Below are 13,604 nucleotides of genomic sequence, written 5' to 3'. Positions count from 1 at the left end.
GTTCTGAGCCAGGATCAAACTCTCAAGTTGAAAGGCTATTGCTAACCTATCCTTGACGTTCGAACCTCTGCACATCTTTAGTTGTGCTACCGCCTATTCGGCTACTTGAGCACGAACAGGCGACACCCTCAGCCGGCTAGCCGAGAGTACAACTAAAAGTCATCTGTTTGTCTGTGCTTCAGGTCTCCTAAGAAACCGAAAGCCGTACAAACAGTGAAGCTGACACTCTATAATCGGCGCTACCGCTTACGCTACTAAAGCGCAGGCAATCATCACCTAAGAGCGCGATATACAGACATTCAATCCGTCGAAACGAACCAAACCGCCCACATATCTCTTCAGTTATCCATCAATGTCAAAGAGCAAAACACCCAGAGCCAAAAACCAGACCGTTGCGCCAATCCCTCAGCGCGCCCGCCTAAATCCTAACCTCAGATGCCCCCGGTCTCTCCCGAGCGTCTCAACCGTCTTTCCAGTCCGTCAGGCCGCCTCTCCGACCCGTCAGCACCGCCTCAGCAGCGCCGGTGAAGGGGTATTTACGGATTAGGTCTGAGACCTGCAACCCCCATTTTCAAAAAACTTTGCATTTCGCGTCGTTTTCTTGTGTTTGTTAACCAAAACAATAAGTTAACTTAACAAATCAAGAACTCCATGCCGCCTGGAACGTGCGGATATCCCAAGAAGGAACCACAAAACTTGCCCTTGCGGGGGAATCGAGCGGTTCGGCAGACAGAAACGACCTGCAAAACCTATCTGCACCTTTCGTGTAGCCCGGACCCGCCCATCAAGAAAAGGCTGGGTCACGCAAGAAACTGACTTTGGGTCACAGTTGTTTTTTTGCTCCGTTAACGCACTCTCACCGGGAAGGTGGTAACTCTGCCCGACCAGTCAAGAAAACGAAATCGTCGCAAGAGGTGCGCAAGACAGCATGGATTTCGACTATATCATCGTCGGCGGCGGTTCGGCCGGTTCTGTTCTGGCCAATCGCCTGAGCGAAGATCCATCCACACGTGTCTGCCTGCTTGAAGCAGGTGGCAGTGGGAAAAGCCTTTTCGTTAGAATGCCTGCCGCTGTTGTGACCGCACTTCCCGGGCGTCCAAGGATCAACAACTGGGCCTTTGAAACGGTCCCGCAGCCTGGTCTGAACGGGCGCAGAGGATATCAACCGCGCGGCAAGGCACTGGGCGGCTCGAGCGCGATCAACGCCATGTTGTATGTAAGAGGTCAGCGGCAGGACTATGATGGCTGGGCCGATCTGGGCTGCGACGGCTGGGACTGGGACAGCGTATTGCCGTATTTCAAACGGGCCGAGAACAATGAGCTTGGCGCAGACAGTGTGCATGGTGACAGCGGGCCGTTGCAGGTTTCACGGCAAAAAGAGCCTCGTCCAATCACCCATGCGTTCATTCAAGCCGCACAGCAGCTGCAACACCGCCATACCGAAGACTTCAACCGGGGTGATAACGAAGGCGTCGGTCTGTATCAGGTTACCCAGTTTCACGACCCGGCAAAGAATGGGGAACGGTGTTCCGCGGCAGCTGGTTATCTTTTCCCAGTTTCCGGCCGACCGAACCTAACTGTCATCACGCATGCACATGCCAGCAGGCTGCGCTTTGAGGGCAAGCGCGCGACGGGCGTTGTATACCGGGTGAGAGGCAAGGGCGCAGACATCACCGTTCAGGCGAAGCGCGAAGTCCTGCTGTGCGCAGGGGCCTTGAAAACGCCGCAGCTGCTTCAGGTTTCAGGTGTTGGCGCAAAAAGCGACCTTGAACCGCACGGAATCGCGATTCACCACGAACTGCCTGGCGTGGGACGGAACTTGCAGGATCATCTGGATTTCGCGCTGATCTTCAAAACCAAAGACACCGACAATTTTGGTATCGGCCCGACAGGGGCAGCGCGGTTGTTGCGACATATTCAACGGTGGAACAAGACGGGTGTCTCGATGGCGGCTACGCCATTTGCCGAAGGCGCAGCGTTTCTGAAAACCACCCCCGATCTGGAACGTCCCGACATTCAGCTGCATTTCACCATTGCAATGGTCGATGATCATGCCCGCAAGCTGCATTACGGGTACGGGTACAGTTGCCATGTTTGCAAGCTGCGGCCGGAAAGTCGGGGGACCGTAGGCCTGAACAGCGCAGATCCCACGGCGGCGCCCGCCATCGATCCGGCGTTTCTGTCAGACAAACGCGATCTGGAAACCATGATCAAAGGCGCGCGAATGGCGCGGGATATCCTCAACGCGCCAGCTTTGGCCAAGTACCGGCACAAAGAACTGTTCGGCACCGATACCGCCCAGACCGATCAGGATTGGGAGAAGCACATCCGCGCCCGCGCCGACACGATCTATCACCCCGTGGGCACCTGCAAAATGGGCGTGGACGAAATGGCGGTCGTCGACCCCCAGCTTCGCGTGCGCGGGCTTGAAGGCCTGCGAGTCGTCGATGCCTCGGTGATGCCGACATTGGTGTCGGGCAATACAAACGCGCCCACGATCATGATAGCCGAAAAAGCGGCGGACATGATCAAAGCGGCGGCGATGTAAGGACGCTACTTGCCTTTCATCAGAGCTTCCAGCCCGACACGGTAATTGGGATAGATCAGATCAATACCCAGTTCTTCCTTGATCCGGTCGTTTCGAACCCGCTTGTTTTCGTTGTAGAAACTGCGCGCCATCGGCGTCAGATCGGCGTCGTCGAACCGGACCGCAGGAGGCAGGGGCAAACCCTGCAACTCGGCTGCGTATCCTATGACATCCTGCGGCGGGACCGGTTCGTCGTCACATACATTGTAGATGCTTCCCGGATTCGGCTTCGTCATCGAGGCCTTCAAGATCTGCGCGATGTCTTCCACATGAATGCGCGAAAACACCTGCCCCGGTTTGATAATGCGCCGCAATCCACCACGCTTGAGCTTGGAAAACGGACCGCGCCCCGGCCCATAGATACCCGCTAGACGGAAGATGTGAACAGGCAGGCCCGGAATGGCCGACCATTGCTCCTCGGCCAGCATACGCCATCTTCCGCGCTTGGCGGTCGGTGTGGGCGGCGTGTCCTCATCCACCCAACCACCCTGATGGTCGCCATAGACGGCCGTTGTCGACAAGTAGCCCACCCAATCGAACTGACTGGACCGCTTGGCAATTTCATCGCCCAGCGCCGCCAGCACAGGATCACCCGCTTCATCTGGCGCCGTCGAGATCAGCAAATGGGTCACCCCATCAAGGTTCAGTGCATCACCCGGCCAAATCAGCGGCTCGGCGCCAGAGGCCCGGATTGCACCCGTCCCTTCAAGGTCTCGCGTCGTGCCAAAAATTTTCCAGCCCTTAAGGGCAAGTTTTCGGGACAGGGCCTGGGCAGAATAGCCATGGCCGAATGAAAAGAGCGTCTTGGTCATGCCCCTTTGATGATCTGCGTCGTACCGGGATGCAAGCGCCGCATGGACGCACTTGAATCGAATCTTCGATTGCGCCTTTCTGTTGGCCATGAGCAAAAAAACACCTGACCTGCATTCGGCCTATGCGCTGAGTTCTCCGGACGAGAACAGACAGCTCTATGCGGAATGGGCAGGAGATTATGATGACAGTTTCGCCGCGCGCGAAGATTATCAGCTTCACACCCACACGGCACGGGCATTTGTCGGCGCGGGCGGTCAGGGGCCCGTTCTGGATGTCGGAGCAGGAACCGGCCTGTGCGGCGCGGTGCTGTCGGCGCTTGGCGTCGGACCCATTGATGCAACCGACATCAGCGCAGAGATGCTGGATCAGGCGATGAGCAAGGACATTTACCGGGACGCGATCGAGGCTGATCTGACACAGGGCATCCCCGTTCCGCGCCACAGCTTTTCCGGCATAGTTTCATCCGGCACGTTCACGCATGGTCACTTGGGCCCCGAGGTGTTGCCCGCGCTGTTACGCGTGGCGCGGCACGGGGCGCAGTTTGCCCTTTCGATCAATGCGCGCCATTTCAAGGAACTGGGTTTTGCTGACGCTTTCCGCGAACTGGAGCAGGATCAGATTCGCAACCTGACCCTGCCCGAAGTCCGCATATACGGAGATCTCGCGGCTGGCCCCAACAAGGATGACACCGCTTTGATTGCTTTGTTTGAACGGGTTTGAGTCCGGTTATTCGGACGCAATCAAGCCACCCGCCTCGACCTTTCGCTTTGCCTCAGGTCGCGTAGTCCGAACTTTCGCAATCAAGGATCGCTTTGATCTCACGCAGATGCGCTTCGGCCTGATCGGGATAGTCATCCAGCTCTTGCGCTGTTTTTTCGGCAACATCATCGGACAAGACACGCAGGGGCAGCCCGGTCTGCAAGGCACGAATGTAGGTTTCGGCCGCGCGTTCGAAATAATACAGCCTGTTGAAGGTATCCGCAGGGTCGCTGCCGATGACCAGAACACCGTGATTGCCCATGATCATGACCTTCTTCCTGGGATCGGACAGCATCCCTGCGCAGCGCTCACCCTCGCTTTCAAAGGCCAGACCTCCGAATTCTTCATCTACCACGTAGCGGTTGTAAAAGGTCGCCGTGTTCTGATCGATCGGCGGCAATGAACTGTCGGCCAAAGAGGCCAGAACAGTCGCAAAGATCGAATGCACATGCATGACGCAACGCGCATGCGGGCACTGGCGGTGGATTGAACCGTGCAGCCCCCAGGCCGTCGGGTCCGGCGCGCTAGGTTGTTCCATCACATTCGGGTCATTGGCATCCAGCAACAATAGATCCGAGGCACGAATGCGCGCAAAGTGCACCTGATTGGGGTTCATCAGAAACTGCGTGCCGTCATCATTCACCGCCAGGCTGAAATGGTTGGCAACCGCCTCATGCATGTTCAGCCGGGCCGTCCAGCGGAAGGTGGCGGCCATATCCACGCGCTCGGACCAATGGTCGATATTGGGACGAAGACTGGTGAGGCTCATGCTTGGCTCCTTTCGCGGCTGGTCGTGGCCAAACCTGCATGGGGCCCGGCAGTTTGACCAACGAAAAAAACGCAACTATCCCATTAGCTGAACTTATGCCGGGGTTATGTAGATGCAGAACTCGCTTCCTCCGCTGGGCTGGTTGCGCACTTTCGAAGCCGCCGCGCGCCATCTCTCGTTTACCGGCGCGGCACGAGACCTGAACATGACGCAAAGCGCCGTCAGCCAGCAGATTAAATCTCTGGAAGGGCATCTGGGGCAGCCACTGTTTCTGCGCCGCCCCAAAGCTCTGGAACTGACCGAGGCCGGAATCACCTATTTGCCAGTTGTGCGAGAGGCATTCCGGACACTGATGCGCGGAACCCGGGCGGTTACCGGTGCGCAACCAAACGCGGTTCAAGTGCAATGCAACATCAGCTTTGCCGTCAACTGGCTGGCCCCGCGCCTGCCGGCGTTTCGAGCGGAACATCCACATGTTCAATTGAACGTCTTCACCGAGCTTTGGGAACCGCGCGAAATGGCCGAAGGCGCGGCGGTCGAGATTCGGTTCTCGCTTCGTCCGTCCGACACGGTCCGAACCGAAATTCTGCGCACCGAACACTATTATCCGGTCTGTGCACCAGATTATCCGGTTTGCTTGGAAAACCTTCAGGAACAGCCACTTTTCGACTGCTCCAACCTGCTGTCCAACTGGCCAAGCTGGGCGGAAGATCAGGGTCTGAATTGGGAAAATCCGCCGATAACCTACGCGACGACCTATCTGGTTTGCCTGTCAGCGGTCATGGCTGGCGGTGGTCTTTGCCTGGCACATGACACGATCGCCAGTCATCTGATCAAGCGCGGTCAGCTGGTCGCGCCGTTCAAGCACCGTGCGCGAATGCCCGAGTCCTACTATCTGCTGCTGTCGCCGCAGGCCGAGGACACACCCGGCGCCGTGGCCTTTGCCAACTGGGTGCGGCGTGAGATCGGATCTGTTGCGTAAAGGGAAACGCGCGCGCCAGAACCAAAAGACGTGCCCAACATGTATGAGGAATCCCCAAGACCGAAGAACCGGGGTTGCACCCGCTGGCGCATTCGTGAAAGTTGAGCCATGGAATACACACCTTTCCCAAGCTGGCCCGATGTCGCCCCCAAATTGATCGCAGTTGCAGCCGGACGCGAGGCGGCGGACATGGTCATTCAGGGCGGAATCTGGGTGAACGTACACAGCCGCGAATTGTTGCCCGATCATTCTGTGGCGATTGCTGCCGGGCGCATAGCATTCGTCGGACCGGATGCCTCGCATTGCGTGGGTCTGGATACGGAAATCATCGAAGCACAAGGGCGCTACATTTTGCCCGGCTTGTGTGATGCGCATATGCATATCGAATCCGGAATGCTCACCCCAGCCGAATTCGCCCGTGCCGTCATCCCGCATGGAACCACCAGCATGTTCACCGATCCGCATGAGATCGCCAATGTGCTGGGTCTGGACGGCGTGCGGATGATGCATGACGAAGCCATGATGCAACCGGTCAATATTTTCACCCAGATGCCATCCTGCGCGCCATCCGCACCGGGGTTGGAAACGACGGGCTATGAAATCACACCCGAAGACGTGGCCGAGGCAATGAACTGGCCGGGTATCATCGGGCTGGGCGAGATGATGAATTTCCCGGGCGTGATCCACTGCGACCCCAAGATGCTGGCCGAGATTGCAGCCACTCAACGGGCCGGGAAAACGGTCGGAGGGCACTATGCTTCGCCTGATTTAGGGCCTGATTTTGCGGCTTACGTCGCGGGTGGCCCGGCGGATGATCACGAAGGCACATGCGAGGCCGACGCCATTGCACGGGTTCGGCAGGGGATGCGCTCGATGATGCGTCTGGGGTCGGCCTGGTATGATGTGGAAAGCCAGATTACGGCCGTGACAAAAAAAGGGCTGGATCCGCGCAACTTCATTCTGTGCACGGATGACTGTCATTCCGGCACATTGGTGAATGACGGGCATATTAACCGCGTCGTGCGCCATGCCATTGCTTGCGGATGTGACCCCCTGGTCGCGCTGCAAATGGCGACGATCAACACGGCAACGCATTTCGGGCTGGAACGCGAGATCGGTTCCGTTACTCCGGGGCGGCGAGCGGATATCATCCTCAGCTCGGATCTGACCGAACTGCCGGTTGAGATCGTGATAGCCCGCGGGCAGGTTGTCGCGGAAAACGGTGCAATCAAAGTGGATTGTCCACATCTGAACTGGCCCGAAAAATCGCGCAATACCGTTCATCTGGGGCATGCGCTGACGTCGGCCGATTTTGAGATCAAGGCACCGGAAGGGGCCAACAAAGTTCAGGCCAACGTCATCGGCGTGGTGGAAAACCAGGCCCCGACCAAGGCATTGAAGGCCGAATTGCCGATCATTGGCGGGCTGGTCGAGGGCGAAGGCGAAGTGTGCCAGATCGCGCTTGTCGAGCGGCACCGGGCCACCGGGGGCGTCACCAACGCTTTTGTTTCGGGCTTTGGCTATCAGGGAAAAATGGCCATGGCCTCGACCGTGGCGCATGACAGTCATCACATGATCGTCGTCGGAACGGACGGGGATCAGATGGCGCTGGCCGCCAACCGTCTGGCCGAAGTGGGCGGTGGCATCACCTTGTTCCGGGACGGGCAGGAACTGGCGCTGGTCGAACTGCCCATCGCTGGCCTGATGTCCGACAGCCCCGCCGCCGAAGTCGCGGCCAAGGCCGACAGGATGGTGCAGGCGATGCAGGACTGCGGCTGTCATCTGAACAACGCGTACATGCAGCATTCATTGCTGGCGCTGGTCGTGATTCCCGAGCTTCGAATATCGGATCTCGGGTTGGTCGACGTACGCACATTCGAAAAAATAGAACTTCTGGAACCATTGGCATGACCACACTCCTGACACCGCAAGCACCCGCGCCAGAACAGTTTACCGATCCCGCCGCCGCTGTTGCACGGTTGGAAGAGCTGTATGTGCAGGCCACCGATTTCCTGTGCGACAGCTTTGCGGACGCCATGGAAAATGGGGCACCTGCCGCACGATTCAGAGCCTATTATCCGGAAATTCGCATCAAAACCTCGACCTATGCCCAAGTCGACAGCCGCCTGAGCTTTGGTCATGTGTCTGAACCTGGCGTTCATGCCACGACGGTGACGCGCCCAGATCTGTTCAGATCCTACCTGACCCAACAGATCGCCCTGTTGATCAAGAACCATGGTCAGCCTGTAACAATTGCGGCGTCGGACACGCCGATTCCGGTGCATTTTGCCGTGGCAAACAATCCCGATCTGGTCGTGCCTCATCAGGGCGCAGCCGACTTCACCTTACGCGATGTGTTTGATGTTCCGGACCTGACAACCACCAATGATGACATCGTCAATGGCGTGCATGACCATGAAGATGCCGTTGGACCCTTGTCCCTTTTCACCGCCCAGCGCGTGGATTATTCGCTTGCAAGATTGGCACACTACACCGCCACCGACGCTGGTCACTTTCAGAATCACGTGCTGTTTACGAACTACCAGTTCTATGTCTCGGAATTCGAGAACTACGCCCGAGAACAATTGGCGGACCCTGCCAGCGGCTATACCAGCTTTGTTTCAACCGGCAATGCCGAGATCACGGACCCAAAGGCACCTATCGAACAACCGCTGAAACTGCCGCAAATGCCGACCTATCACCTGAAGCGCAAAGATGGTTCGGGAATTACTTTGGTGAACATCGGTGTTGGCCCATCCAATGCAAAAACCGCCACCGACCATATTGCCGTTCTGCGCCCGCACGCGTGGCTGATGGTTGGCCATTGCGCCGGGTTGCGCAATACGCAGGCATTGGGCGATTTCGTTCTGGCCCACGCCTATCTGCGCGAAGACAAGGTTCTGGATGACGATCTGCCCGTCTGGGTGCCGATCCCGCCTCTGGCCGAAGTTCAGGTGGCGCTGGAACACGCCGTGGCCGAGGTGACGAAACTGGAAGGGTATGAGCTGAAGCGGATCATGCGGACCGGCACCGTGGCTTCGGTCGACAACCGAAACTGGGAATTGCGCGATCAGTCCGGCCCGGTCCAGCGACTCAGCCAATCCCGGGCAATCGCGCTGGATATGGAAAGTGCCACCATTGCCGCAAACGGCTATCGGTTCCGCGTTCCGTACGGCACTTTGCTGTGCGTGTCGGACAAACCCCTGCACGGAGAATTGAAGCTGCCAGGCATGGCGTCTTCGTTTTATACCACTCAGGTCAGCCGACATCTGGCCATCGGCATCAAGGCGATGGAGCATCTGCGCGGCATGCCGTTGGAGCGTTTGCACAGCCGGAAACTGCGCTCCTTCGACGAAACGGCCTTCCTCTGACGCAAAAAAGCAACGTTTTCCCCATATTTTTAGGGGTTTCAGCGCTACTATTCGTTGTGTTTGGCCACAATATCCCGTTACAGTTACGCGGTGAGGCCCTATAGATCGGGCACGTTAAGGAGACCAAGAAATGGCAAAGCCTATGACAAAGACTCAGCTGGTTGCTGCTCTCGCTGAGGAAATGGGAACCGACAAGAAATCCGCAAACTCCGCGCTGGAGGCCATCACCGGCCTGATTACCCGCGAAGTTTCGGCCGGTGGCGCAGTGACCCTGCCCGGCGTCGGCAAAATCTACTGCCGCGAGCGGCCCGAGCGTCAGGTCCGTAACCCGGCCACTGGTGAAACCTTCACCAAAGAGGCCGACAAGGTTGTGAAAATGACCATCGCCAAAGCGCTGAAAGACAGCGTGAACGGCTGATTTCAGCTTTTCGGAACAACGATAAAGGGCCGCCTGTGGGGGGCCCTTTTTCTATCGTCTTGAATATGTTGTGCCTGTCGGGTTTGAACCCGTTTCACACAGCACGTTTCGGCCCGGAATTCACCACCCAAGTGAAAATGCGCCTTCAGGGTCAGAGAACTGGCAAAATCTTGCCGTGGCGTTGGCGGGCCTCTTTTCAAGGCTTGTCCGATCACCTTACAACTTCGTCAATCTTCGAACCGGCAATGAAGTATCTTGCAAAACAGCGTCTGTAGAAAGAAAACGACTTGGCCGCGCTTGTCTGGCAGCACCCGTTCCGCGATTGCGGTGGGTCTTATCACTCTTGTCTCTGCCTGCGCGCAAAGCACCACCAATGAAAATCTCGACCCTGAACGTCAGTTGATGGCGCTGCAAGAGGTCTCGAAAAAGCGGGCCAGAGGGCAAAGAGTATGGTGCGTGCCCTACGCCCGAGACCTCAGCGGTATTGAAATTCGCGGCAACGCGAAGGACTGGTGGGGAAGGGCGCAGCAAGTGTTTGAGCGCGGCAAGGAACCGGTTGTTGGTGCGGTTATGTCGTTTCGGGCGACCCGCGGAATGCCCCTGGGCCATGTGGCTGTCGTATCCGATATCCTCACCAACCGGGAAGTCATCGTGAATCATGCCAACTGGCACCGAAACAAGGTGTCGTTGAAGATGGGCGTCAAAGATGTCTCAAAAAACAATGACTGGACGTTGGTTCGGGTTGAAAGCCAACCGGGCCGCTACGGCAATCCCTACCCGGTAAACGGGTTCATCTATCCGGCGGTTGACGAATAGCCTTGCCCAACTTCATTTCACGGGCGGGTTGATTGCAACGCGGGCAACATTCCTTTTGATCGTGCCGTAAAGGCAGCCGCCGTCCGGGTTGGGATGTCGCGTGGTTGAAAAGCCCGCAGATTGTCCAAAGCTGCAATATTGTCGGTAAAAATAGAAACGGGCACCAGAGGTGCCCGTTTCTGTTTTGTGTCTCTGGTCCGGTCAGTGGACCGTTTCAACCTTGTGGAAGTCCAGATCACGATCTTCTGGCATCGAGTCGATGCTCAATACCTCCTGGCGTTTGGTGATCAGGATATAGACGACACAAGCCAGATACAGTCCAACTACGACCGCTCCGATCCACTGGATTTGCAGCCACTGGCTTTGGAACAGCAGGGTCAGGACAAACAGCAGCGCGACGTTGCCCGCCACATAGATCGCCTTTCCGAACCGCTCGACGGTCAGGTTCAGGTTGTCGGTGTACAGACGGATCAGCGAGTCCAGAGAGTTGATCACGAACGTTACACCTACGATCACCATCGCAATGTTGGTGATGCCAGCGGTACTGATGCCGTTCAGGTGGTAATAATAAAGTACGGTGAACCAGATCCCCAGCGGGATCGACGGGAAGATCAACAGCGCCGCCAGCAACTGCCACGTGGTCAGACCACCCACAAAGCGCGACGTAAACTGTCCGATCATGATCGACCATGCAAACCACCAGAACAGGTAGAACGCGTGATAGTCGGTCAATGGCAGGACGAACTTGTGCAGGTTGGCGAAATAGGCGCCGATATTGCTGCCGGTTTCCACGAACCCGGTCACGCCCATACCTGCGGCTGCCCACATGCCCAGAATCAGGGCAAGGAACAGAAAGGTCGAACCGACGGACAGGATGCGAACGTATTTCAGATCGGTCGAGGAATAGGCCGCCGCCAGAATGACGACAAACACGATGATGTAGAAGGTGGTAACGACGGATTCACCATCTCCGACCTCGGGCAGATAGCCGGGCAGGTAGATCAGGAACAGGCTGGCGGTGAAGGCGCATGTGCCGATGATCACCACGTTGTTGATCAGCTTGACCACCGGGATCTCAAAGAACTTCACGCGGGGTTCTATCACGCAGAAGTAGAAGGCCGTCAGGAAATAGAAGGCCCAGATCAGAAAACCCCAGAATCCGAATTCGATCGCCAGCGGGTTGGCAAAGGCATAGGCCGGGTCCTCGGCGTATCCTCCGAATTCGGTCAGTGGAAACATGATCAGGCCGACATCCAGGCCGGATGTGAACAGAATCGCGATGAACGTGAACAGATGAACCGGTGTCACGCCGACACAGCGCAGGTTCCACCATTTCACGACGAAGAAAGCGACCAGCCCCAATGCCAGCAGGACGCCGAACGATAGAATGTACTCCAGAAGCACCGACAAACCTCCCTTGATATGTCAGGTCCTGCCGCCGATATCTTTAATTGGCCAGTCAATCAATAAAATCATGCGCAAGACTTTTCTTGCATCACGCATGTGTCTTTTTTGACGCGCACCGCTTGCGACCGATCCCAAAATCAGGAACAGTCCGCGCAAAGTGACAGGGGGTCTCCATGGATCTGCGCGCAATAGCCATGGGGCTGACATTTGCCCTGATCTGGTCATCTGCCTTTACCTCGGCGCGTATTATCGTGGCGGATGCGTCCCCTCTGTTTTCGCTGGCCTTGAGGTTTCTGATCTCCGGTGTTCTGGGGGTCATGATAGCTCGCGCGATGGGGCAAAGCTGGCACCTGACCCGAAACCAATGGCGCGCAACGATATTGTTCGGAATCTGCCAAAATGCCCTTTATTTGGGTCTGAACTTCTATGCGATGCAAACGGTCGAGGCTTCGGTCGCGGCCATAATCGCATCCACCATGCCCTTGTTGGTGGCGCTGGCGGGGAGGTTGATTTTCGGCGAAAAGCTGCGGCCACTGGGTGTTTTGGGTCTGTTCGCCGGTTTCGCCGGAGTCGCCCTTATCATGAGCAGCCGGATCAGCGCGGGCGTTGATATGTTCGGGGTCGCGCTTTGCGGTTTGGGTGCTCTTGCCTTGACCTTTGCAACCTTGGCCGTTCGCGGTGCAACATCCGGCGGGAACTTCATGATGGTCGTTGGCTTGCAGATGTTGGTTGGTTCAGCCGCGCTGTTTGCGGCTGCTCCGGTCTTTGAAACCATCTACATCCACCCGACGCTGCCACTGGCGCTGGCCTTTACCTACACGACTCTTTTCCCCGGTTTGCTGGCGACACTGATCTGGTTCCTGCTGTTGGACCGGATCGGAGCCGTTCGGGCCGCCACCTTCCACTTTTTGAACCCCGTGTTCGGGGTCACCATCGCGGCGATCCTGCTGGGCGAGAAGCTAGGCGCCATGGATGCGGTTGGCGTCACGGTTACAACCCTTGGCATTCTTGCGGTTCAGCTTTCACGCCAGCCCGCTCAGGGCAGCAGGGCTTCGACCTGAGACAGCAGTTTGCGGGAATCGGGTTTTACATTTGACCCGAAAGTCGCCGCGACTTCACCCTCAGGATCGATCAGGATTTTGTTGAAGTTCCACTTGGGCGTGAACCCGGTCTGCGCGGCAACGGCCTTGTAGAACGGGTGAGCGTCAGCCCCTTTGACCGGAGTGATATCCGTCATCGGCAGGGTCAGCCCATAGTTCATCTCGCAGAACTGTTTCACCTCTTCCGCGGACCCAAGTTCCTGATTGAACGAATCCGACGGAACCGCAAGAACGACCAGCCCCTTGCCGGAATAGGCCTCATGCACCTTTTGCAGAGCCTTGTATTGCCCGGTAAACCCACATTGTGACGCGGTGTTGACCACCAGGATGGGTTGGCCGCGCCACTCTTCGATGGCCAATGTGCCTCCGTCGATCGAGTCGAACTCACCGGTCAGCGGTGCCGCCTGAACGGCGCGGCCCAGCAAGATCAGGGCAGTCAAAAGCAGCAATCTCATCATGTCTTGTCCTCCCTTTAATTCAGATACGCGTGACTCTGTTGTTCAGATCACTTGCACGACTGCGAGAGCGGTTTGAAATATCGCTTTGCTTTCCACCCCGCAGCCCCCAGATAATGGCGCAAAC

At 57.2% G+C, this 13,604-nt stretch carries 12 protein-coding genes; 8 read left to right on the top strand and 4 right to left on the bottom strand.

Annotated elements, in window-relative coordinates:
- The first annotated feature begins 928 nt into the window (after nt 1–928).
- Nucleotides 929–2,548, top strand: coding sequence for a GMC family oxidoreductase (locus GOW31_RS16875; protein WP_171171630.1), 1,620 nt, complete (start codon nt 929–931; stop codon nt 2,546–2,548).
- 5 nt (nt 2,549–2,553) lie between these two features.
- Here the strand turns inward: GOW31_RS16875 and GOW31_RS16870 are convergent, their stop codons facing one another.
- Nucleotides 2,554–3,399, bottom strand: coding sequence for an SDR family oxidoreductase (locus tag GOW31_RS16870; protein WP_171171627.1), 846 nt, complete (start codon nt 3,397–3,399; stop codon nt 2,554–2,556).
- A gap of 88 nt (nt 3,400–3,487) precedes the next feature.
- On the opposite strand from GOW31_RS16870, the gene GOW31_RS16865 reads away from it, so the two are divergent.
- Nucleotides 3,488–4,120: a class I SAM-dependent methyltransferase gene (locus GOW31_RS16865; protein ID WP_171171625.1), complete on the top strand. Its 633-nt coding sequence runs from the start codon at nt 3,488–3,490 to the stop codon at nt 4,118–4,120.
- A gap of 52 nt (nt 4,121–4,172) precedes the next feature.
- On the opposite strand, the gene GOW31_RS16860 is transcribed toward GOW31_RS16865, so the two are convergent.
- Nucleotides 4,173–4,928: a class II aldolase and adducin N-terminal domain-containing protein gene (locus GOW31_RS16860; RefSeq protein WP_171171622.1), complete on the bottom strand. Its 756-nt coding sequence runs from the start codon at nt 4,926–4,928 to the stop codon at nt 4,173–4,175.
- Nucleotides 4,929–5,040: 112 nt separating this feature from the next.
- Between GOW31_RS16860 and GOW31_RS16855 the strand changes: the two genes are divergently transcribed.
- The 5 genes from GOW31_RS16855 (at nt 5,041) to GOW31_RS16835 (ending at nt 10,515) form a co-directional block, all read left to right on the top strand.
- Nucleotides 5,041–5,910 (top strand): LysR substrate-binding domain-containing protein, encoded by an 870-nt coding sequence (locus GOW31_RS16855; protein ID WP_171171619.1) that lies wholly within the window; start codon nt 5,041–5,043, stop codon nt 5,908–5,910.
- Nucleotides 5,911–6,018: 108 nt separating this feature from the next.
- Nucleotides 6,019–7,821, top strand: a complete 1,803-nt coding sequence (gene ade, locus GOW31_RS16850; protein ID WP_171171617.1) for an adenine deaminase — start codon at nt 6,019–6,021, stop codon at nt 7,819–7,821.
- Nucleotides 7,818–9,281: an AMP nucleosidase gene (locus GOW31_RS16845; RefSeq protein WP_152459674.1), complete on the top strand. Its 1,464-nt coding sequence runs from the start codon at nt 7,818–7,820 to the stop codon at nt 9,279–9,281. Before ade ends, GOW31_RS16845 begins: the two co-directional genes overlap by 4 nt.
- Before the next feature lie 130 nt (nt 9,282–9,411).
- Nucleotides 9,412–9,699 (top strand): HU family DNA-binding protein, encoded by a 288-nt coding sequence (locus GOW31_RS16840; RefSeq protein WP_117871130.1) that lies wholly within the window; start codon nt 9,412–9,414, stop codon nt 9,697–9,699.
- A 327-nt stretch (nt 9,700–10,026) separates the two neighbouring features.
- The gene (locus GOW31_RS16835; RefSeq protein ID WP_367397124.1) at nt 10,027–10,515 is read left to right on the top strand and encodes a CHAP domain-containing protein; all 489 of its coding nucleotides are present in this window, start codon (nt 10,027–10,029) and stop codon (nt 10,513–10,515) included.
- Between the two features lie 201 nt (nt 10,516–10,716).
- On the opposite strand, the gene GOW31_RS16830 is transcribed toward GOW31_RS16835, so the two are convergent.
- A complete protein-coding gene (locus GOW31_RS16830) occupies nt 10,717–11,913 on the bottom strand; it encodes a BCCT family transporter (protein ID WP_171171652.1) in 1,197 nt (398 codons plus the stop codon).
- Nucleotides 11,914–12,095: 182 nt separating this feature from the next.
- Here GOW31_RS16830 and GOW31_RS16825 point away from each other — a divergent pair, with 182 nt between their 5' ends.
- On the top strand, nt 12,096–12,983 hold the full coding sequence (locus GOW31_RS16825; RefSeq protein WP_171171615.1) for a DMT family transporter: 888 nt from the start codon (nt 12,096–12,098) through the stop codon (nt 12,981–12,983).
- Here the strand turns inward: GOW31_RS16825 and GOW31_RS16820 are convergent.
- Complete coding sequence (locus tag GOW31_RS16820; protein ID WP_152459672.1) at nt 12,959–13,480, bottom strand: glutathione peroxidase; 522 nt, start codon at nt 13,478–13,480, stop codon at nt 12,959–12,961. The genes GOW31_RS16825 and GOW31_RS16820 overlap by 25 nt on opposite strands.
- Nucleotides 13,481–13,604: the final 124 nt, after the last annotated feature.

Source organism: Ruegeria sp. HKCCA0370, assembly GCF_013033705.1.
GTDB lineage: Bacteria > Pseudomonadota > Alphaproteobacteria > Rhodobacterales > Rhodobacteraceae > Ruegeria.
Note: the sequence above shows the minus strand (reverse complement) of the source record. Positions and strands in the feature narration are given on the sequence as shown.

Coding starts and splice junctions, on each gene's coding strand:
- GOW31_RS16875 (WP_171171630.1), top strand. CDS start 929: ATGGATTTCGACTATATCATCGTCGGCGGCGGTTCGGCCGGTTCTGTT.
- GOW31_RS16870 (WP_171171627.1), bottom strand. CDS start 3,399: ATGACCAAGACGCTCTTTTCATTCGGCCATGGCTATTCTGCCCAGGCC.
- GOW31_RS16865 (WP_171171625.1), top strand. CDS start 3,488: ATGAGCAAAAAAACACCTGACCTGCATTCGGCCTATGCGCTGAGTTCT.
- GOW31_RS16860 (WP_171171622.1), bottom strand. CDS start 4,928: ATGAGCCTCACCAGTCTTCGTCCCAATATCGACCATTGGTCCGAGCGC.
- GOW31_RS16855 (WP_171171619.1), top strand. CDS start 5,041: ATGCAGAACTCGCTTCCTCCGCTGGGCTGGTTGCGCACTTTCGAAGCC.
- ade (WP_171171617.1), top strand. CDS start 6,019: ATGGAATACACACCTTTCCCAAGCTGGCCCGATGTCGCCCCCAAATTG.
- GOW31_RS16845 (WP_152459674.1), top strand. CDS start 7,818: ATGACCACACTCCTGACACCGCAAGCACCCGCGCCAGAACAGTTTACC.
- GOW31_RS16840 (WP_117871130.1), top strand. CDS start 9,412: ATGGCAAAGCCTATGACAAAGACTCAGCTGGTTGCTGCTCTCGCTGAG.
- GOW31_RS16825 (WP_171171615.1), top strand. CDS start 12,096: ATGGATCTGCGCGCAATAGCCATGGGGCTGACATTTGCCCTGATCTGG.
- GOW31_RS16820 (WP_152459672.1), bottom strand. CDS start 13,480: ATGATGAGATTGCTGCTTTTGACTGCCCTGATCTTGCTGGGCCGCGCC.